General features: G+C 61.8%; 18 protein-coding genes. 8 read left to right on the top strand and 10 right to left on the bottom strand.

What is annotated here, in order from left to right; genetic code table 11:
* Nucleotides 1–61: 61 nt before the first annotated feature.
* Both NE591_RS16305 and NE591_RS10660 read right to left on the bottom strand, forming a co-directional pair.
* A complete protein-coding gene (locus NE591_RS16305; protein WP_371130586.1) occupies nt 62–202 on the bottom strand; it encodes a twin-arginine translocation signal domain-containing protein in 141 nt (46 codons plus the stop codon).
* A 200-nt stretch (nt 203–402) separates the two neighbouring features.
* Nucleotides 403–1,983: an FAD-dependent oxidoreductase gene (locus NE591_RS10660; protein ID WP_256156687.1), complete on the bottom strand. Its 1,581-nt coding sequence runs from the start codon at nt 1,981–1,983 to the stop codon at nt 403–405.
* Nucleotides 1,984–2,184: 201 nt separating this feature from the next.
* Between NE591_RS10660 and NE591_RS10655 the strand changes: the two genes are divergently transcribed.
* The 4 genes from NE591_RS10655 to NE591_RS10640 all read left to right on the top strand — a co-directional run bounded on the left by NE591_RS10655 (nt 2,185) and on the right by NE591_RS10640 (nt 7,637).
* Nucleotides 2,185–3,108: a LysR family transcriptional regulator gene (locus NE591_RS10655; protein ID WP_161128430.1), complete on the top strand. Its 924-nt coding sequence runs from the start codon at nt 2,185–2,187 to the stop codon at nt 3,106–3,108.
* A 265-nt stretch (nt 3,109–3,373) separates the two neighbouring features.
* A complete protein-coding gene (locus NE591_RS10650; protein WP_157012467.1) occupies nt 3,374–4,624 on the top strand; it encodes an ATP-binding protein in 1,251 nt (416 codons plus the stop codon).
* A gap of 163 nt (nt 4,625–4,787) precedes the next feature.
* Nucleotides 4,788–6,254 carry an MATE family efflux transporter gene (locus NE591_RS10645; RefSeq protein ID WP_227069438.1) on the top strand — a complete coding sequence of 489 codons (1,467 nt, stop codon included), beginning with the start codon at nt 4,788–4,790 and terminating at the stop codon, nt 6,252–6,254.
* 180 nt (nt 6,255–6,434) lie between these two features.
* Nucleotides 6,435–7,637: an excisionase gene (locus NE591_RS10640; RefSeq protein WP_157012466.1), complete on the top strand. Its 1,203-nt coding sequence runs from the start codon at nt 6,435–6,437 to the stop codon at nt 7,635–7,637.
* A gap of 10 nt (nt 7,638–7,647) precedes the next feature.
* Here NE591_RS10640 and NE591_RS10635 read toward each other — a convergent pair whose 3' ends face one another.
* A complete protein-coding gene (locus tag NE591_RS10635) occupies nt 7,648–8,217 on the bottom strand; it encodes an NAD(P)H-dependent oxidoreductase (protein ID WP_114548548.1) in 570 nt (189 codons plus the stop codon).
* A 524-nt stretch (nt 8,218–8,741) separates the two neighbouring features.
* On the opposite strand from NE591_RS10635, the gene NE591_RS10630 reads away from it, so the two are divergent.
* Nucleotides 8,742–9,107, top strand: a complete 366-nt coding sequence (locus tag NE591_RS10630) for a DUF488 domain-containing protein (RefSeq protein WP_114548547.1) — start codon at nt 8,742–8,744, stop codon at nt 9,105–9,107.
* Nucleotides 9,108–9,405: 298 nt separating this feature from the next.
* Here NE591_RS10630 and NE591_RS10625 read toward each other — a convergent pair whose 3' ends face one another.
* The 3 genes from NE591_RS10625 to NE591_RS10615 form a co-directional block, all read right to left on the bottom strand.
* Nucleotides 9,406–10,803, bottom strand: coding sequence for a uracil-xanthine permease family protein (locus NE591_RS10625; RefSeq protein ID WP_232325637.1), 1,398 nt, complete (start codon nt 10,801–10,803; stop codon nt 9,406–9,408).
* Nucleotides 10,804–11,250: 447 nt separating this feature from the next.
* Nucleotides 11,251–12,372 (bottom strand): aminotransferase, encoded by a 1,122-nt coding sequence (locus tag NE591_RS10620; protein WP_256156686.1) that lies wholly within the window; start codon nt 12,370–12,372, stop codon nt 11,251–11,253.
* Nucleotides 12,373–12,393: 21 nt separating this feature from the next.
* Nucleotides 12,394–13,269 carry an amino acid permease gene (locus NE591_RS10615; RefSeq protein ID WP_256156685.1) on the bottom strand — a complete coding sequence of 292 codons (876 nt, stop codon included), beginning with the start codon at nt 13,267–13,269 and terminating at the stop codon, nt 12,394–12,396.
* Nucleotides 13,270–13,288: 19 nt separating this feature from the next.
* Here NE591_RS10615 and NE591_RS10610 point away from each other — a divergent pair, with 19 nt between their 5' ends.
* Nucleotides 13,289–13,459: a response regulator transcription factor gene (locus NE591_RS10610; RefSeq protein WP_330037496.1), complete on the top strand. Its 171-nt coding sequence runs from the start codon at nt 13,289–13,291 to the stop codon at nt 13,457–13,459.
* 47 nt (nt 13,460–13,506) lie between these two features.
* On the opposite strand, the gene NE591_RS10605 is transcribed toward NE591_RS10610, so the two are convergent.
* On the bottom strand, nt 13,507–14,529 hold the full coding sequence (locus NE591_RS10605) for a VanZ family protein (RefSeq protein ID WP_157012462.1): 1,023 nt from the start codon (nt 14,527–14,529) through the stop codon (nt 13,507–13,509).
* 213 nt (nt 14,530–14,742) lie between these two features.
* Here NE591_RS10605 and NE591_RS10600 point away from each other — a divergent pair, with 213 nt between their 5' ends.
* Nucleotides 14,743–15,330, top strand: a complete 588-nt coding sequence (locus NE591_RS10600) for a TIGR00730 family Rossman fold protein (protein ID WP_157012461.1) — start codon at nt 14,743–14,745, stop codon at nt 15,328–15,330.
* Nucleotides 15,331–15,441: 111 nt separating this feature from the next.
* On the opposite strand, the gene NE591_RS10595 is transcribed toward NE591_RS10600, so the two are convergent.
* The 3 genes from NE591_RS10595 to NE591_RS10585 all read right to left on the bottom strand — a co-directional run bounded on the left by NE591_RS10595 (nt 15,442) and on the right by NE591_RS10585 (nt 18,779).
* A complete protein-coding gene (locus NE591_RS10595) occupies nt 15,442–16,740 on the bottom strand; it encodes a GGDEF domain-containing protein (protein ID WP_157012460.1) in 1,299 nt (432 codons plus the stop codon).
* A 219-nt stretch (nt 16,741–16,959) separates the two neighbouring features.
* Nucleotides 16,960–18,450: a DUF2252 domain-containing protein gene (locus NE591_RS10590; protein ID WP_157012459.1), complete on the bottom strand. Its 1,491-nt coding sequence runs from the start codon at nt 18,448–18,450 to the stop codon at nt 16,960–16,962.
* Entirely contained in the window at nt 18,450–18,779 is a 330-nt protein-coding gene (locus tag NE591_RS10585) for a co-chaperone YbbN (protein WP_161128117.1), read from the bottom strand. The genes NE591_RS10590 and NE591_RS10585 overlap by 1 nt, the downstream gene beginning before the upstream one ends.
* 150 nt (nt 18,780–18,929) lie before the next feature.
* Between NE591_RS10585 and NE591_RS10580 the strand changes: the two genes are divergently transcribed.
* Nucleotides 18,930–20,186: an MFS transporter gene (locus NE591_RS10580; protein WP_157012457.1), complete on the top strand. Its 1,257-nt coding sequence runs from the start codon at nt 18,930–18,932 to the stop codon at nt 20,184–20,186.
* Nucleotides 20,187–20,402 lie beyond the last annotated feature (216 nt).

The following is a 20,402-nucleotide window of genomic DNA, read 5'->3' as shown; positions in this document are numbered from 1 at the left end:
CGCATAAGGCAGCAGAAGGCAAAGGTAAATCGCAACTAGAATCACTGGCGTATTGGCGAAATTAAATTGGCCGGGATTGGCGATTTATCTCCGACTTGGGTGTGGCTGATTTAACCTGACTCCAATAACAGCCCGTCATTCCAGTCAATGCTGCTGCTCCTGCGGCAACTGCAGCCCCTGCCAAGAAATTGCGACGATCCATTTTGTTAACCCCTTTCGTAGTTATTTGCTGGAACCTTTGTCCCAAGCTTCCCATGCTCCTGCTCCCTAAAAACTCTTGTTCGAACTTGGTCAATTCGTACTATCGATATGATGGGGCTAGCGAATGCCATCTCCAGCCCCATTCGCATTGCGCCGCGCCACCAAGCGGGAGGGGGAACTTGGTGGGCGGCATCGAAGTAGTTATGCAAGCGGTTCCAGCGTGACTACGTGCTGGCCGGCGATGCGACCGGAGGTGTAGGTCCAGCCGAGCGCCTGGCCGCAGCCGGCGTTCACCTTGCCCTTGAAGCCACCGACCATGTTGCCCACCGCGTACAAGCGCGGGATAACCTCGCCGAACACGTTGAGCACCTGGGTGTTAGTGTTCACGTCAACACCGCCAGCTGTATCGGGCGAAACGGCGATGACGCGACCTGCGAAGAAAGGCGGCTGCATCAGGGGCATTGCGCCCTGGCGACCCAAGGCATCGGCACCGGCGGCCGCACCTTCATTGAAGTCGTCGATAGTCTTCTTAAGCGTGTCCGCATCCAAATCAAGAGCCGCCGCTAACTCTTCCACAGTGTCGGCCTTGACGATATAGCCGCCGGAAAGCTCTTCCTCGAATCCATCGCTGCAGTACACGACAGGGCCGCCGAAATCAGCCGTCGCGTCCGCGAGACCCTGATCCCAGATGTTCCACACATAACCGTTCGGCTGCTTCCAAACATCGCCCACCACGTTCTCGGTGGGACGACCGCTCTCCAGAACGTGGCGCTGGCCGTCAGTAGAAACAAATATACCCGGCATGGAAATGTAGCCTGCGGAATTATCCTCAACCTTGCGCTCCAGACCAGGGGCCACATTGTAGGCGCACCAAGGATTCACCAGCTTGGCACCGAGCGCGCAGGCCATCATAATGCCGTCGCCCTGCTGCCACGGCGAGCCATAGGAGCCCATGACGGGGCGGTCGTTAAACATGCCCGGCATGGCCGGCGACATGAAGCTACGCACCATGTCGGCGTTGCGGGAGAAACCGCCCGTGTTCAGGATGACGCCCAGACGCGCCTTGATGCGCTGCTCCTTGCCGCCATCTGCGACGATAACGCCCTCCACCTCGCCGTCAGCGTTGGTCAGCAAACGCGTGACCTGGGTATCGAACATGAATTCCGCACCCTGCTCCTCGGCCTTCTTGCGCAGCGGCTCGGTGAAGCCGGCGCCGATGCCGTCGGCGTTCTGATGCATACGCGCCACAGCCGGCGTCACGTCAGTGTAGTAGTCGACCATGGTTCCCTGGGTCGACAGGCGATCGGTGGAAAGGGCCGCACCCTGCTCGGCCAACCAGTCGATAGTCTCGCCGGATTTCTCGGCATACAGGCGGCGCAGCTCGGGGTTCTCGAAGCCCTCGGCCACGGCCGTCAGATACTTGTCGAACTCCTCGACCGAATCATCGATGCCGGCCTCTTTCTGCAGCTTCGTGCAAGCACCCTGAATCATACCGGCGCACAGGGCTGAATTGGACATGGTGGCGCTGCTCATCACTTCGCACACGACAACTTCCTTGCCCGCCGCAGAGGCCTCAACGGCCGCAGCCAGGCCACCGCCGCCGGCGCCGGCGATCACAACGTCCACTTCTTTGTCCCACGCCGAATCGCTCGCGGAGCTCAGTTCCTGAGAAGCGGACGTTTGGGGCGCGCAGCCAACCATGCCGGCAAAAGCGGCGGCACCACCCATGAGGGCCGCGCCCTTCAGAAAGCTACGGCGATTGAGACCTTCGTTCAAATTCATGTTTCCCCTTTCCTTACATTAGTCGCCCTTCGGCACGACCCCATAGTGCGCTGGCGCCAGGCCGATAGCTAAATGCAAATGCGCGATTCTCTATCACGTTTCATGATGGCTGTTCGTGAAATCCGATATCGTCGTCTCGGACGTCGTGCTCCTGCTTTGCGCAACATGCGATAATGCAAAAAGCAAGGGAGGAGGTCCGCTATGAGAACCGAGTACTTGCGAGAGTTCGTCGTCTTCTCTCGCCACTTAAGCTTCACCGAAGCCGCCAAAGAGTTGTTCATCGCCCAATCAACGCTAAGCACCCATATTGCTGCGCTCGAAAGCGACGTGGGCTTTTCGCTCATCGATCGGAAAGCGGGCAACCGACTCACCGACAAAGGGGCCGTTTTCCTCGACGGCGCCCGAACGCTGCTGGACGGACTCGACGAGACGCTGGCACGGTGCCGAGAGATGGGCGATCCCGACGCCACTCTTCGCATCGCTGTTCAATATCCAACGCCCTCGTTCGCAGCCAAGCTCAAAGAGCGCCTATCCGTGCCCTTTGCTTTCGTCGAGCACGATTACCGGGATCCCATCTTCCAGCCCATCGTCAATGGCACGGCCGACATCGTGCTCGATTACGACTACACGCCTTTCGCCTCGCTCGTAAAGGAAGCGAGCGCCCTCGACCTGGTAACGAGAACATGCTTGGCCTTCCGCATGAGTATCAGCATGATGGCGTCGAACCCTTTGGCAAGCAGGCCCGCTCTTTCGCGCAACGACCTTAGTGGCGCGTCCATCATCATCAACGATGCCCACAATTACGACCGCATCCGCTATCTTTACGAGCGCATGCTGGGTGACAATCTGGATCTGCACTTCAGCCTGCAGCCTATCAACGGCATGAGCGGTCTGGCCTTCGCCACCTACGGCGATGGGCTGCATATTTGCGGGCTGTCCGAAAACCGCCACTGGTTCGCCGACCGCGCCGACGTGGTGCTCTTCGAAGAGCTCGACGGAAAGCCCTTCGGCATGCCCACCTCTCTCACGTATTCAGCTGACGCCAGCGATTGGGTTCGTGAAGGTGCAGCCATCGTTCTCGAGTGCATGGAGGCTTGCAGAAAGGAAAACGGACTTGCGAGCTAAGCGCTAACTGAATGCGCTAGACATAAAACTGATAAGTTACTCAGGCAGGTGGCGCGTAACTCTTTTGAAAATGTCGCAATAAACTCCCAGTTTCTTACGACATTTCGGATTATAGGAGGAAGACTGGCGCCTTTTATCACGACATCGAAACGCCCCGCGCCCTGCGACGATAGGCACAAATTGCCTGTTTTCGTTGCAATCACTTGAAACGAAAATTGTTTTCGTTGCATAATGTCTGCAACGATGCGACGAAAAGGCGGACACTATGCGCGAAACAACCACTCTCGAGTTTAAGCAGCAGCTGTCGAAAAGCTACCTGAAGACCGTCAGCGCCTATGCCAACTACGGCACGGGGAAGATCATTTTCGGCATCGCAGACGACGGCACGCCCGTCGGATTGACCGATCCGCAAGACACCTGCCTTCGCGTCGAACATGCGATTAACGACTCGATCGATCCAGTGCCTCGTTTCGAGCTGTCCATCGAAGAGGACACAAGAACAGTCACACTAACGGTGCATGAAGGCCCCGACAAACCCTATCTTTTCTCTGGACGCGCCTATCGTAGAGCCGACACCTCAACCGTCGAAGTGAGCCGCCTTGAGTACGGCAGGCTCGTCTTGACGGGTGAGCATGTCAGCTTCGACGCCCTCGTCGCAAAAGAGCAGGACCTCGCATTTGGCCATCTCGAGAAGGAGCTCGCCTCCAAACTGGGGCTCAAACCCCTCGATCAAAATTCCCTTATTTCGCTTGAGCTTATGACACCTTCCGGCGAATACTGCAACGCGGCCGCCCTTCTCGCCGATAGCAATCATTTCCCTGGCATTGATATTGCGCGCTTCGGCGAGAGCATCAACATCATCAACGCCCGGCACACGTTCGAGCACATGTCGGTTCTTGAGCAGATGCAACGCACGCTAGAAGTGTTCGACACCTACTACGCCTACGAAGAAATCGTCGGATTCGAGCGCATAGCGAAGACGCTCGTACCGCGGGAGGCTTTTCGGGAGGCTATCGCCAATGCGCTTGTCCACCGTTGCTGGGACGTTCGCGCCAACATAAAAGTGGGCATGTTTGCCGATCGCATTGAAATAACCTCGCCAGGAGGACTGCCTGCCGGAATCACAGAGGAGCTCTACCTCGCAGGAGGCCCTTCAGTGGCTCGCAACCCAATCCTTGCGAACGTTTTCTTTCGACTGGGACATATAGAACGGTTCGGTACGGGCATCCCGCGCATCCTGGACGAATACGCCCATGAAACAGTATCGCCCTCTTTCGCTCTGCGCGATAGCTCGATTACGGTGATGCTTCCCGTGACAGTGCTTGAGAACGTAACACTCGACGAGGAAGCCATACTTGCCGTGCTCGCCAAGGGCTCTGCTCTCACACGATCCCAGATAAGCGAAAAGACGCAGCTATCGAAAAGCAAGGCTATCAGAACTCTGAATGCATTGGTTGAGAAAGGACTCGTAACTAAGGTCGGCGAAGGCCGCTCCGTCCGCTACGAGAGAAACTAGCGGGAGAAAGCCCTTCGATATTTCTCTGTAACACCAAACCGCATCCTCCTCGCAACGAGCAGCTCAACGGTCACAATCCCATTGCAGCCGTCTCGCACGCCGATGGCATAATCGTGGGGCGCGGCCGTGGCGGCCGCGTTATGATTCGCTCGTTATGGAATCTTTGCAGCGAGACATATCGGATGAGAGGGACGCGCGTCGGCCCGATGGGCGCGACGAGCTCGACAAGTCAAACAGCCCGGCCACCCGCCCTAAGCGAAATCGACGCGATAAGCGCGACAACGGCATCGATATGCTCAACGGCCCCTTGCCGGGCAAGATTCTGCGGTTCGCCATTCCCCTGGCGCTGAGCAGCATCCTCCAGCAGTTGCTGAACTCGGCGGATGCCTCCATTGCCGGACAGTTCGTCAGCAGCTTCTCGCTCGCGGGCATCGGCGGCGTGAACCCGGTGACGGCTATGTTCGTGAACCTGTTCGTGGGGCTCTCCATCGGCGCCAACGTGGTGGTGGCCATGCATGTGGGTGCCGGCGAGTTCCACAGCATCAAGAAGAGCGTCCACACGGCCATGGCGCTCTCACTCATCGCCGGGGTGGTCCTGGGCGGGGCGGGGCTCGCCCTGGCCCCCTGGGTGCTAGATGCCATCGGCATGCCCGAAGACTCCCTCGCCGACGCGCTCACCTATGTGCGGCTTTACTTCTGCGCCATCCCGTTTCTCACCATCTACAACTTCGGGTCGGCGCTACTGCGGGCCCACGGCGATGCGAAACGGCCGCTGTACGCCCTCGCTGCCGCCGTCGTGGTGAACTTCGTCCTCGACCTCGCCTTCGTGCGCCTGTTCGGCTGGGGCACCGCCGGCATCGGCATCGCCACCGTCATCGCCGCTGCCCTGAGCGCCGTCATCGTGGTGGCGTTCCTTATGCGCGAGGAAGGCCCCTTCCGCCTGCACCTGCGCGAGCTGCGCATCTGCGGCCCCGAGCTGGCCGGCATCCTGCGCATCGGCATTCCCGCCGGCATTCAGGGCGCCGTGTTCTCGCTTTCCAACACCGTCGTTCAGGCGACCATTAACGGCTTCGGCTCGGCGGCCATCGCGGGCTCGGCGGCCACGTTGAACTTCGAGTACTACACCTACTTCTTTGTGAACGCCTTCGGTCAGACCGCCGTCACCTTTACCGGCCAGAACTTCGCCGCGAAGAACGCCGACCGCTGCCGGGCCATCTTCCGCTGGTGCGTACTGTTCGGGTTCACCTCGTCGCTTATTTTGGGCGTGACGTTCACGGCGTTGGGCACCCGGGCGCTAGGGCTGTTCACCACAGACGCGGCCGCCCTCAGCTTCGGTCTCGTGCGACTGTGGTTCGTGGAGCTGCCTGACTGCCTGACCACCTTCTACGAAGTGCCCGCCGGCGCCATGCGGGGCATGGGCTGGTCCACCCTGCCGGCGGTCATCACCATCCTCGGTTCCTGCGTGCTGCGCGTGGCGCTGGTGACCTGGGTGTTCCCGCTTTCGGGCACCTGGGACACCCTTATGGTGATTTATCCGGTCACCTGGTCGTTCATGATCGTGGCCATGCTCGTCTCCTATTTCATCGTGCGCCGCCGCTGCTACCGGTCTATTGAGCCTGCGGCTGCGTAGGACGGCGTGCCCCATTGGATCCGTAGCGGCGTGGGACGGTCGCGCCCCATCGAACCCGCAGCGGCGTAGGTCGGCATAGGTCGACGGTTTCCCGTATAATGGGCTCAACGCCGAACCCTCAGCCCCAACGTCCCGCGTCCCAAGTCGCGGCGCCCCATGCTCCGAAAGGCGGTGAACCTCGTGACCCTTGCCCATTACGTGCTCATGAACAAAAACACGCCCGTGTTGTCGTTCGACTACGACCTGGGTGACCACAAGGCCGTGCGCATCCGCGAGGTGTTCGCCCCCGAGGCGGCGCCGTTCGGGTTCGTCGATCGCCGGGGCGACATTTCCAAGGCCGAGTTGAACTACTGGTGGCGCCACCGCGCCATCCCTGCTTCCCGTGCGCATGTCAAACGTCTTCTGGAGAACCTGCAGCTGGAAAGCACGCTGGTGCTCGCCGAGAAGAGCTTCGGGCTGTCGCTTTCCGACCGCTACTGGCTGAACGACGAGGACGATCCCGCCTCGTGGGACGCCGTCAACTTCTTCGACAACGACTTCTCTGATGACCTGGGATTTCTCACCTTGGGCCAGGACTTAGCGGGGTCTTCCCCCGATGCGCCGGACTACCGCACGGTAAGCCTGTCCTCCCCCAACAGCACCTTGGGAGGCGACCTTCTGAAGAAGTGGAAGATCGTAAACGGCGAGCGCGTGCTGCTGAAGTCAGGAGTGGGCTTCGTGAATCAGGAGCCCTACAACGAGGTGGCCGCTACGGCGTTGCACCGTCGGTTGATGGAACCCGGCGAGTTCACTCCCTATACGCTGTTCGAGGACGGACGCCGGGTGTACTCTGCCTGCCCGAACCTGCTGGGGCCCGACGAGGAACTGGTGGCCGCCTGGGACGTCATCCGCAACGTGAAACAGCCGAACAACTTGTCCGATCTGCGCTTCTACGTGAAGCACCTGGAGGATCTGGGGCTTGACGCCGACGCCACCATGACCTCGCTGGCCAAGATGTTCGCCGGCGACTTCGTGCTGGCCAACCGCGACCGTCACTACCGCAACTTCGGCATCATCCGCAACGTGGAGACGCTTGAGGTGACGGGCATCGCGCCGGTGTTCGACTCCGGATCGTGCTTGTGGTCCGACGCGGAGTTCCTGGAAGTGCCCGGCGATTTCCTGTATATGGCCAAGCCCTTCAAAATGAACGGCATGAAGCCGGTCGACCAGCTGCGCCTGTTCGACGGCTATTTCGACTGGTTCGACCCGGTCATGCTGGACGGCTACCCCGAGGAAGTGGGCGCGATCCTCTCCCAGAATCCCAATATTCCCGAGCGACGCGTGGCCACTATCGTCGACGCTGTCCGCAGCAAGGTGGATCTGCTCACTCGCATCGCGCGATAGCGTCTCTTCCCTACCGCGTCGCCTTCAGACGGCTGAGCACCTTGCGAGCCTCATTCAGGTTCGCCTCGATATCGGCGCCCACCACGTCCAAGTTTTCGGCGGCGGCGAAGCGCGTCTCGGGAATGCCGAACATGCTGGCGATGCCGCAGAGGTACTCGTAGCCGTAGTTCATGGCGCTCACCTGACCGCCGCCCGTGGTGATGTAGGTGAGGTGCTTGGCGCGGCACAACCCCTCGCAGCGTCCCTCCTCCGTGTAGTGGAAGGTCATGCCCATAACGGCCGCGTGCTCGATGTATATCTTCAGCGCTGCCGGGAACGACAGATCCCAGTAGGGAGCGCCGATGACGATCTCATCCGCCTCGGCGAAGTCCTTGCCAATGTCGAACATGGGGTCGTCGAACAGGCCCTTGGCCTCCAACTGGGCGCGATAGGCCGCCGAGTCGCCGTAGTAGGGCTCGAGGCGCATCTCGGACAGGTTCACTTCCTTCACGTCCTCGATACCTTCCAGATACTCGCGGCACAGCGTAAGCGTGCGCGACTCGTCTCCGCGCAGGCAGGCATTCACGAACAGCACGGTCATGGCGTTCCTCCTTTTCCCATTGAACGACGCCATTGTACCGCGAGCCGCCACTCACCTCGCGCCACCTTCAGCCACGAATCGACATCCGCAGCGTCAGACACCCTCATTCGGATGCCTCAGGAGACGTTCGCAGGGCATCCGCGCAAAAACAATCGGCAAATCTGGCAAGTTTTCGGCGGTTTTCGACATCAGGGGACGCAGCAAGGGATACGCATTATGGCCTGCACTACGTTTTCCCAGGTCGGAAACATACCTGGAGGAAGACCTCGCAGCTACTTGAACCTCCGGGGTGCGAAATACGTCGAACAACGCCGAAAACTTGCCAGATTGGCACCCTGCGACTCGCGCGCACTACAGGCAAAGTCGAATCAACCCTCGGGAAGCGCCCCTGCTTCGTAACGAGGCAGGGGCGCTTTGCTTACAGGAGACGCGCCAGGTGCCGACGATGGGCATGGCGCACGATAATCGCAGGTGAGCTTACTGTGTCCTGCTCATTATCTACCATGCCCCAAGGAGGCGTTCTCATGAAGATAGCCATCAAGCGCGTGTACGAACCTTACGAAGAAAGCGACGGGTACCGGGTGCTCGTCGACCGGCTGTGGCCCCGCGGCCTCACCAAGGCCCGGGTGCACTACGATGAATGGGCGAAGTTCCTTGCGCCCTCAACCGAATTGCGGAAGGCCTTCGGCCACGACCCATCCCATTGGGCCACTTTCCAAGAAAAGTATGTGGCGGAGCTGGACGCGAACCCCGAGGCGCTAAAGTTCGCGAAGAAGCTGTCCAGCCCCGAAATGGCCAAATACCCGCGTGTCACCCTGATATACGCCGCCCGCGACGAAAAAGAGAACGAGGCCGTCGTCCTTCAGAAGTGGCTCCCCGCGCACGAATAAGAAAAAGCGAAAGCGATTTTCGGACACTCCCAGGCAATATCAGCGACATTTTTAGCTCAGAATTTTGAGTTGTTAGACTTTGCAGCAGAAAAGAGCGTCGCAAAAATCGCAAATCGCAGCCATGGCGCTACGCCTATGCAGGGAAAACCTCTTCGAAGCCCCAACCTCCGCAGAAATACGTGAAGCAAAGCTCTAACAACTCGAATTTTTCGCCCGAAAGTAGGATGCAGATCGACCGGGCAGCCGATTGAGCGGACAGCAGATCGACCGGGCAGCCGATTGACCGCCCTGATCTTCCCTATCCTCTCCTCTGCTCCCGAATGGGCAGGTTGGTCACTTCCGCTTCCAGGGGCAGGGGCACGTCGTCGGCTTCGGCCTCGGCGGCGAGGCCTCCGTCCCAGGCGTCGAAGTCGGCCTTGCCCGGCAGGATGATGTTCAGCACGATGCCCACCACCGAACCCACGGCCAAACCCGAGAGCGCCACCGTCACGCCGCCCACTTCGAAGGTGACGGCCCCGGCCGCGCTGTAGGCGATGCCGAGCGAGAGCACCAAGATGAGCGCCGTGATCAGCACGTTGCGGCTCAGCATGAAGTCCACGTGGTTCTCCACGAGGTTGCGGATGCCCACCGCCGAGATCATGCCGTACAGCACCAGCGACACGCCGCCGATCACGCACGCCGGCATGCAGGAGATGACCGCCGCGAACTTCGGGCAGAACGACAGCAAGATGGCGAACCCAGCGGCGATGCGCACCACGCGCGGGTCGAAGACACGGGTGAGGGCGAGCACGCCGGTGTTCTCGCCGTAGGTGGTGTTGGCCGGCGCGCCGAACAGCGACGCCACGATGGTGGCCAGGCCGTCGCCGAGCAGCGTGCGGTGCAGCCCCGGCTCGGCGATGAAATTGCGATTGCAGGTAGAGCTGATGGCCGACATGTCGCCGATGTGCTCGATGATGGTGGCGAAGGCCAAGGGCATGATGGTGATGATGGCCGTGATGGCAAGCCCCGCGTCGAAGCTGGGGCCGAACAGTGCGAACACCGTGTTGTCCCACAGCACCGGCAAACCGATCCAAGGCGCCTCGACCACCGGCGTAAAATCGACGATGCCCCCGATGGCCGCGGCCAGATAGGAGCCCACAACACCGAGAAGGATGGGAATGATGCGGATCATGCCGCGGCCCCAGATGTTGCTAATGACGATAATGATGATAGCCACGAGCGCGATAGGCCAGTTCGTCTCGCAGTTGGCAATGGCCGAGCTTGCCAGAATAAGCCCGATGCAGATGACGATGGGGCCCGTGACCACCGGCGGAAAGAACCGCATGATGCGCTGCGGACCGAACGCCTTGAACAGCGCCGACACCACCAAGTACAGAAGCCCCGCGCAAGCCACGCCCAGACAAGCGTAGGGTAGCAGATGCGCTTCCCCGTTGGGCGCGATGGCCGCGTACCCCGCAATGAACGCAAACGACGATCCAAGGAACGCCGGCACTTTCCCCTTCGCAAGGAAATGGAACAGCAGCGTGCCCAAGCCCGCGAACAGCAACGTGGCCGAAACCGAGAGCCCGGTAAGCGTCGGCACCAAGATGGTGGCGCCGAACATGGCGAACATGTGCTGGATGCCGAAGACGGTCATCTTCGGCGCACCCAATGTACGGGCATCGTAGACGGCATCGGACGCGTCGGGGGCGCCCATGGTGGGCACGGTCTTGGGATCGCTCACGGAAACCTCGAATCATCGCGGGAATCGGTCGCCGCCCATTATGGCACGGCTTCCGTTGCCACTGGGTTTCGCGCCCGCGAAGGGGCCAAGCGCCCCGCAAACCGCCCGGCGCTCTCATGTTAAGAGCTGCCTCTTTCGCTGAAATGAGCAAAACCGGGCACTTCTCGTAATTTCTCGCGGGCCTTCCCGTCTCTTCCCAAGCGTTTCCCCAGGTGGTATCTGCATAATTCCCGGCTTTTCGCTCGAAAGACTACGAGAAGTACCCTATTTTGCACAAAGGGCCGCCCCGAGATAGGAGGGGCGGCCCCAATCGTCAGCTCCGGAAACGAAGGTTAAGGCAGACGTTTCGGAGGAAGTGAAATGGCGGGTGTCGCACGCTGGCCGCATCGATCCGACCAGCCGCGATGAACGCAAAAGCGGTTAGTCGAACTGGCGCAGGGCTCGGCCGAGACGCGCGAGGCCCTCGCGCAGCACCGGTTCGGGCGCGCAGTAGCCCAGACGCGCGCCGCCGGGGAGCTCGAAGCGGTTGCCGGGCACGAGCAGCACGCCCTCTTCCTTCAGCAGCTTGATGCAGAACTCCTCGTCGTCCATCGGGATGTCCCACTTGATATAGGCCACCGACACGCCCTTGGGCGCCTGCCAGGTGACGCGCGGCTCGTTGTCGATCCACTCCTGAGCGATGGCCATATTGCGGAACACAATCTCGCGGTTGCGCTCGAGCACGGCCTCGCGATTCTGCAGAATGTAGGTGGCCAGCGCGTCGTTGAACTCGCCACAGCAGATCATCGTGTAGTCACGGTACACGCGGAACTTGTCGGCCAGCTCGCGGTTCGACACCGTCCAGCCAATACGCGCGCCGGGCACCGAGTGCGTCTTCGAGATGGAGTTGGTGACCACGGCCTTGTCGTACAGGTCGGCCATGGACCAGAAGTTCTCCGTGTTCTCCAGCGGCAGGTACACCTCGTCGGAGAGCACGTAGGCGCCCACCGACTGGGCGATTTCCACGATCTGCTCCAGCGTCTCGCGATCGAGCACCGCGCCGAGCGGGTTCGAAGCGTTGTTGATGCAGATGAGCTTCGTGTCGGGGCGCACCAGTTCCTTCAGCTCGTCGATAGAGGGGTTCCAGCCGTTCTCCTCGCGCAGGTGCCAGTACTCCACCTCGGCGCCCAGTGTGCGGGGAATCTCGTAAAGCGGCTGGTAGGTGGGGTACTCCGCAATCACGTGGTCGCCCGGCTCCACCAGCTGCATGAGCGCCATCAGGTTCGCGCCCGTGGTGCCGTTGGTCTGCAGGATGCAGTCCGGATCGATCTGGGTGCGGTAGAGCTTGGCCACCTCGGCCTTGAACTCCGGCGAACCCTCGATCCAGCCGTAATTCATCTTCTCCTGGTTCAGGCGATCGTAGAAGGTGGCACCCGCCTGACCGTCCAGCTGCAGGATCTCCCCCATCGTCATAGAGGCAATCGTGGACTGAGCGATGTCGTAAGTCGCGCTCTTCTCCCACACGTTCAGCCAGTCTTCAACACCGATAGTCTTGATGTCCATGGAACTTGCTCCTTTTATCGACTAGATCGAGATGACGCCCATGGCGAGCAGCACGAGGGACAGCACGCCGAGGGCGGACACGACGCCCATGCACACCTTCTCGCCCATGGTGATGGCGTTGCCGTAGTCCTTGCGCGCCTTCACGTAGATGAAGAAGCCGGGGATGTAACCCACGCAGGTCAGCAGCAGGAAGGACCAGCCGTTGAACAGCACGCCGATCACCTGGAAGGCCACGGCCACGAAACCGATGGCGGCCTGCACCATGTTCTTGTTCTGCACGCCCCACTTGGCCTGGTAGGCGGCTGCGAAGGCCCAGGTGATGACGATAGCCACGGTGCACATGGAGAACGCGAAGTCGTAGGCGTCGGCCGAGAACAGAAGCACGATCAGGAAGGCCTGGGTGCACGCGCCCACGATGAGCAGACTCATGGAAGGAGCGTTATGGCTGTTCAGCTTGCCCCACGAGGCCGGCAGCAGCTTGTAGTCGGCCATCTCGGAGGTCGTCTCGGCGGGCAGAATGGTGAACGACAGCCAGGAGCCCAGGATGGAGATAATGATGGCGATGGAGATGAACGGGCCGCCCCAGCCGGGAGCCATGGAGGAGAACACGTAGACGAGCGCGGGGTAATCGAGCGCGGCCACCTCGGTGGAGGACATGTAGCCGTAGGGCAGCACGGAAGCGCCCACGTAGATGAGCATCAGGCAGATGAAGCCGATGAGCGTGGCCTTGCCCACGTCGGTCTTGCGGGCGGCGCGGGAGGACACGACCGAGGCGCCCTCGATGCCGACGAAGCACCACATCATGATGATCATGCAGTTGAAGATCTGGGTGCCGACGCCCCCGAGAGGCGCCGCGTCGGGTCCGTACTGCCCCGCGGCCACGGCGTTGTCGTACACGTTGCCCCAGAAGTCGGCCGTGAAGAGCGAGGTCCTGCGCCTCATTCTGCAGGGGAAGGACAACCAGAACATCGCCTCGACGCTCACTATCGCGCCGAGCACCGTGAAGGTATACGTGCACCGCCTTCTGCAGAAAACGGAATGCGAGAACCGCCAGGCCCTCATCCAGGATTTCTGGCGAAGCGCCTAGCTGCCTAGCCGCCACAAGAAGGCTGACACACGGCGTAAGACGCTCCCCTACGGAATGAGGTCGTAGGGCATTTCCCGTTTCACCAGGTAAAAGACAAGCAAGATGATCACCATCCACGGCACCCAAAGGTAGGCGAGCACCAGGGTGGCCGAGCGCGCCGCGTAGAACACCACCCGGTAGCCCGTCGTGCGGGGATGGGTCTCGAAGGTCATGCGCACGAACGAGCCGCCCGGGGTGGATCCATCGTGGAACCAGGGGATGACCACTTCCACCACGACGAGCGTGACGATCGCCAAGCCGTTGATGACGAGGGCGGCCATCTGGTTCGCCGTCATATCAGGGAACGTCGGAGGGGCTTGGCCGGCCACTTCAAAGCCCACGGCCACGGCACCGTAGGGCACGACCGCCACCAGCCACACGATGACGAGGTCGATCCACAGGGCCACGCAGCGACGCACGAAGCCGGGATGCTCCGTCGGCTCTGCATCGGCCAACTGCCCTGGAGGTACTACGCGGCCGAGCAGCCATGCGCACACCCAGCCGAGGGCAGCACCCAGGGTGTTGGTGATCACGTCGTCCACATCGCAGCAGCGGTAGGCGTAGGGGTAGATGCCGAACAGGCCCGTGAGCTGGGACACCTCGATGAGCAGGGATGCCGCCAGGCCCAGCAGCACCGACGGAAGGAAGCGCAGGCGCAAAAGCCGCCCGGCGATAAAGCCCAGCGGCATGAAGAACACTACGTTGAAGGCCAGCTGGAACACCGCTTTCAGGCCGTCCTTCGCGATATCGTTCATGAAGTTCATCGGGTTGAAGTTGGGGGCGACGCCGTAGGTGATGCCGAGACCCGCGTCTCCTTGGGGCAACGGGTACAGCGTGAAGCAGCCGAGGCCGCAGACGTAGAGCACCGTGAGGTAGGCTCCCACAAACGTGCCGAAGCGCAGCCGCCCGTCACGATGATAGAGGTAGGCCAGAATCGGCAGCGTGAACATGAACGAAAGCACCGGCCACAGCACCAATGCCGCAGCGAAGTTATCGCTATAGCTTCCCAAAAAATGCTTGACTGCGTTCATGCCGGTTTCCTCGCTCGCCTCCGCGCTTCTCCTCTTGCAAAGCCAGCATAACGGACGCGCGCAAGCAGTGCAGCAAAGGTGACAACAAGGTAAGTGAAGCGATAGCGGCTCGTAAGGAGCGCCTTCCCCTCGACTCATTTGCTCCCGAACGATAGTGGTGCTATGCTGAGGACTTTCTCCGAACAGATCAAACCCACCGCAGAGGAGAGAACCATGAACATCACCGTGTACTGCGGGTCGAACTTCGGCGACAACCCGCATTTCGAAGAGGCCGCCCACGACTTGGGCGCCTGGATCGCCCGCGCCGGCCACACCCTCGTTTACGGCGGCAGCTCCGTCGGACTCATGGGCGCCGTCTCCCGTGCTGCCATCGAGGGCGGCGCGCCGGTCATCGGCGTAGAGCCGGAGTTCTTCATTGAGGCCGGCGTGGCCCAGCACGACCTGACCGAGCTCATCGTCGTGGAGACCATGGGCGAGCGCAAATCGAAGATGATCGAGCTGGGCGATGCATTCGTAGCGCTGCCGGGCGGCGTGGGCACCTTGGAGGAGATCTCGGAAATCTTTACCCGCGTGCGCCTCGATATGGGCCCCCACGAGTGCTTCCTGCTGAACATCGACGGGTTCTACGACCCGCTTCGCTTGTTCCTGCAGTCGATGGTCGAACGCCGGTTTTTCGACCAGTGCGACCTCGACCGCTGCCACTTCCCGCGCTCGGTGGAGGAGCTGGAGCGCCTTTTGGCCACCGCAGGCACGCGCCGCATCGTCCGCTGCGACGGCCCCCTGCTGCAGAAAGCAGGGTAGAAGCTTGCTAGCCGATGACCGTTAACTGGTACTGGGCCTTCCCCGCTTCTTTCACCTGGTACAGCGTGCTGTCGGCCGCCGCGTAGAGCACCTCGAAGGGCATCGGCGGCGTCAAGCAGCAGGCCGCCCCACGCTGATGGTGGGCGCCGCGTGATAGGTCGGGTCGACGACCTCGTCGGTGGCCCGCTGGCCGGCGAAGGGCCCGCGAGCCAAATGCTCGAGCACGCGCTCGGCGGCAGGACCGGTCGCCAAGCCCGGGGCAAAAATGAGGAACTCGTCGCCCCCAATGCGGGCCACGATGTCCTCCTTGCGCATGACCTGGGACAAGAAGATCGCCAGCTTTTTCAGGACGTAATCGCCCTCGGGATGCCCGTAAGTGTCGTTCACGGCCTTAAAGTCGTCCACGTCGACGACGATGAGCGTGCAAGGGCGGTTCTCGGTACGCAGCGCGGTCTCGATACGGTCGAGGGCGGCGGCGCGGTTGTAGAGCCCCGTGAGGCTGTCGCGCTCGGCCTTGCGTCGGAACTGGCTCTCGCGCATGGCCGCCTCGCTCGTGTCCAGCAGCCGGCCGACATGGCGCACCGGACCGCCTTCCTCGTCGTAGAGGACCACCGATTGGTAGCGGTACCACACCGGCTCCCCGTCGGCACCGGGCGCCGAGGTTTCAAAATCGACGAGTGAGTTCTCGCCGATCTGTGTCATGAGCGGCGTCAGGTCGTGGGAAGTAATAGCCAGCTCGCACGGCTTTTGGCAGCGGCGGTTCACCACGAAATCCTCTTGCTGGGGCGCGCGACCGAAGCGACCCTCGAAATCGCCGTACACGTGGGCTTTGCCCGTGCCGCACTCGATATCGAAGAGCACGTCGTTGGAGAGCGCCGTGAGAATTTCCAGCCGCTCGTTCGCCCGACGCAGCTCTTCCTTCTCGCGCACGCGCTCGGTGGCGTCCATGATCGTTGCGTAGAACCAGCGGGTGCCGGAGGCGTCTTCCACCAAATGCCCCCAGTCGTCCACCCAGCGCACCTCGCCATCGGCGCGGATGATGCGGTAGCGCACGTAGTCGCTGTCGCTGCGCTCCATCTGCTCGCTGATGGACGCGCTGACCCATTCCCAATCGTCGGGATGCACGATGCCCTTGAACGTATTGCCCGTAAGCGCGCGGAACTGCTCGGCATCCGAGCACCCGAACAGGCGCACGAGCCCCGAGCTCACCCGGTCGATCGCGCCGGCCTCCTCGGCCTTGTAACGGAGCATGCCGCCAGGGAACTTGTCGAGAAATTCTTGCGGAAGCTCTACGGGAGCCACCGTCGCCTTGGCCGTCGGCGCGCAGGCCGGCTCCGCCGGAGCCGTCGCAGCGGTCGCGGGTTTTTCACGTTCGTCCGTCTTGTGAAAGAGGCGGCTCAAAGACACCATGAAACCTTCCTTTTCCTCAACCTCTCATAGGCCCGAAGCGGCAACGAGACACGCTGCCATCCTCGTGAGGTAAGTTCCTATGATAGCACTCTGCCCTTTCGCCGCTCCTGCAAAATCGGATGGAAGATATGCAGTTTTGTCAACAATTTTCCAGACTGAACGGCCGAAGCAAAACGGCCATCCACCACGGAATATGCTTTATCGCTTTGAAACAGGAGCTCAGCTTACTGTTATGCGCTTCAGGAACTGCTCGTAGTCGGCTTCGTTCTGATCGGCGTAGCTCTGCGCGAACGACACCATGGACGCATCGAACTTGTCCGACGTTCCCAGGTAGGAGGCCATGGCCACACGCTCGCCCGTGCGGGCGTGGGCGCGGGCGAGCGTCCAGGCGCACAACTGGCCGTAAATCTCCAGCTCATCGGCGCTGACATGGTCCAAGTCGACTGACATCTTCCAATTCCACAACTGACGCACGTAGTAGTCGCGCCGGCGGCCATGCTCGTCCCGGGCATGGGTCCAACCGAGCAGCACTCCGCTGGTTGTCTGCATGAGGCGCTGCCCCGCCACGACGCGCTCGCCATGGGAAAGGCAGGGGCTTCGGCCGCAGAACCGCTCGAGCACCGATGCGTTCGCCTCCTTTATCTGGAGCACCAGCGGGTCGGCCATCTGATTGCCCGAGAACGCCGCTACCCAGCAGCGGGTGCCCACGCTGCCCACACCCACCACCTTCTGCGCCGCACCGATGAACCGGTAGTTCTTCAGCAGCTCCTGGTAGGGCGGCCTCACCGTCGCGCGATAGTCATCGAGCATACGCACCAGGCTGCGTCGGACGCGCCGCTGGTTGTCCAGGGAGAGAAAATGGCTGAGGGGCACGATGTCCGGCGGGTCGTAGACCATCTGCGGCTCGCCGTCTTCCATGTGCACCAGTTTCTCGAAGGCTCGCTCGTTGGTCTTGGAGAATGCCCGCTCCAAATCGTCGGCCACCTGGCGCCGATCGGCCTTGGACACCTTGTCGGCAAGTCCCTGAAGTACCTCGGCCACATCGAGGTAGGCCCGCCACACATCGAAGGATCCCTGCGTGGCGAAGAACGCCAGGGACTCCCGGTAGCTCTGGGCCGCCAGACGCACGGCCTCGCGGCACCATTTGTCACCGAAGCCGCGCGTGCGCCCGCAAATGGCGACGCTGGCCACCAAGCGCTCCACGTCCCATTCCCAATGGCCGCGGGCGGTTTCGTCGAAATCGTTCAAGTCGAACACGAGGTGCGATTCCGGGGAGCGGTAGCCGCCGAAGTTCGCGATGTGCGCGTCGCCACACGCCTGCACCAAAAGCCCCGTGGTGGGCAGCGTGGACAAATCAGCGGCCATGGGAAGGGCCGCGCCGCGAAAGAAGGCGAACGGCGAGGCCGCCATGCGGCGGTGCCGCTCAGGCACCAGGAAGGACAGGCGATCGGCATCCTGCTGGAAGATGAGGTCGACCGCCTCGCTGCGGCCTGGACGTACCTCCCATTTTCCCAGATCGCTGCGAGGCAGCTTTTGTCGACAGGCCTGCCCCTTTTGCTGGGACGCCTCGTATTCAGGCCCTCGAACGGGCGCTTCCCGGGTCTTCACCTGGCGGCTCGCCACCTTGTGCACGAGCGAGGAGCCCGTCGCGCGGCTCGCCAGCCCTTGCCCGGTTAGCGATTTGTGGAGCGCCTCTGCCTTTTTGCCCATCAGGCTCCTCTCCCTTCGCGCCCGCTCTCAACCAATAGCTCCTCGATGCGCTGGGCGGGCACCGCGCCGACGATGTCGTCCACGGGCACGCCGCCGCGAAAGAGCACGAGGGTGGGCACGCTCACCACCTTGAAGGCCCAGGCTATGTCGGGATAGTCCGCCGCGTTCAACTTCGCAAAGCGCACCTCAGGATGCCGCGCGGCCGCTGCTTCCAGCACCGACTCCATGGCTCGGCACGGACCGCAGCCCGGACTCCAGAAATCAACGAGCACCATCCCTTCCGCATTGGTCACCTGCGCATCGAAATTCTCTTTCGTCAGTTCCACCATGCCGCGCTCCTTCCCCGCTTTGCACTGAGCCCAGTATAGCGAGCGAGAACTCCATCGCTCGGATCCTTCGCGCATCGTAGTCGGATTGACAAGCATAAAATGCTCTCTTACACTGGGCGACATTGGAATCGACCTAGGTTGGGTGTTTCGATGGCGGAACTGCACGACGCCACGTCTTTGAGTGCCGCCGGGCTGCCGCTGCCGAAGAATTGGCTCGCCATCATCGCGTTCATTTGGGCCGGGCAGGCCGCCTCTATGATAACGAGCTACGCTGCCGGCTATGCGGTGGTGTGGTATGTCACCGAGAGCACCGGCAGCGCGCTTATGCTGGCGGCCATGAACATCGCCGTCATGCTGCCCGTGGGGCTCATCTCGCCCTTCGGCGGCATCGTGGCCGACAAGCACAACCGCAAGCTCATCATGATTGCGGCCGACGGCGCTGTGGGCGTTATCTCGCTGGTGGCGGGCGTGTTCATTTTGGCCGGCGACGTGTCCATCCCCTTGCTGCTCGCCGTGTGCATCGCGCGCGCCGTGGGCCAGGCCTTCCACAGTCCGGCCATGATGGCGGCCATGCCCATGCTCGTGCCCGACAAGCATCTGTTGCGCATCAACACCTTGGATCAGCTTTTGGGCTCGGTGGCCTCCATCGGAGCGCCGGCCTTCGGCATCTTCTTGTACACCACCCTCGGCTTCTCCTCGGTGATGTTCCTCGATTTCGCCGGAGCCTGCGTGGCCATCCTCGGCCTGGCCCTGGCGAAGATTCCCACGGTGGTGGATGCGACGGCCGAAGGTCAGCACGTACTGGCGAACCTGCGCGATGGCTGGCGCGCCATTGCGAAGACGCGCGGGCTCGTGCTGTTGATCGGCGGCGTCACCGTCGGCATGATGATCTTCGGGCCGCTGTCGGCGGTGTTCCCGCTCATGACCTATCAGCATTTCGGCGGCGACGGCTATGCGGCGTCTCTGGCCGAGGCGGCCTTCGGGGTGGGCATGCTCGTGGGTTCGGGCGTCCTCATCGCCTGGGGCGGCGGCAAGCGCCTGGCGGGGCTCATCGCCGTGGCGGCCGTCATCGTGGGCGCGGCCACGGCAGCCTGCGGGTTTTTGCCGCCCGACGCCTTCCCAGCCTTCATCGTTCTCGTCGCCGTCATGGCCGTAGCCTGCGCCTGGTTCAACGGCCCCACCATGACGCTCACCCAGCGCAACGTGCCCGACGATAAGATGGGCCGCGCCATGGGCCTGCTCACCGCCGCCATGGGGCTCGCCACTCCGATCGGCATCGCGATCGGCGGCGTGGCCGCCGAGGCCATGGGCGTCGCTCCCTTCTTCATCGTAGACGGCCTCGCCTGCCTGGCCCTCGGCCTCGTGCTGTACCTCCCCAAATCCGTGCGCGCATTGGATGAAGGATAGCGACGAGGCGAGACTCCTACCTTGCTTTTTCGCGGAAGCGAGAGGGGGATGCCACTTCGACCCCGAAATGGCAAGCCTCGGATTTTCCCCCTCTGCCATAGCTGCCCTCAACTGGCATTTTTCTGCCACTTCAGACCCGTAATGGCAGAGGGCCCTCGAGCGCATCGACCATTACGGGGTCGAAGTGGCATTTACCTAAGGATTTCCGAAATCCGC

The sequence above is a fragment of the Adlercreutzia sp. DFI.6.23 genome, from assembly GCF_024462535.1.
GTDB lineage: Bacteria > Actinomycetota > Coriobacteriia > Coriobacteriales > Eggerthellaceae > Adlercreutzia > Adlercreutzia rubneri.
Note: the sequence above shows the minus strand (reverse complement) of the source record. Positions and strands in the feature narration are given on the sequence as shown.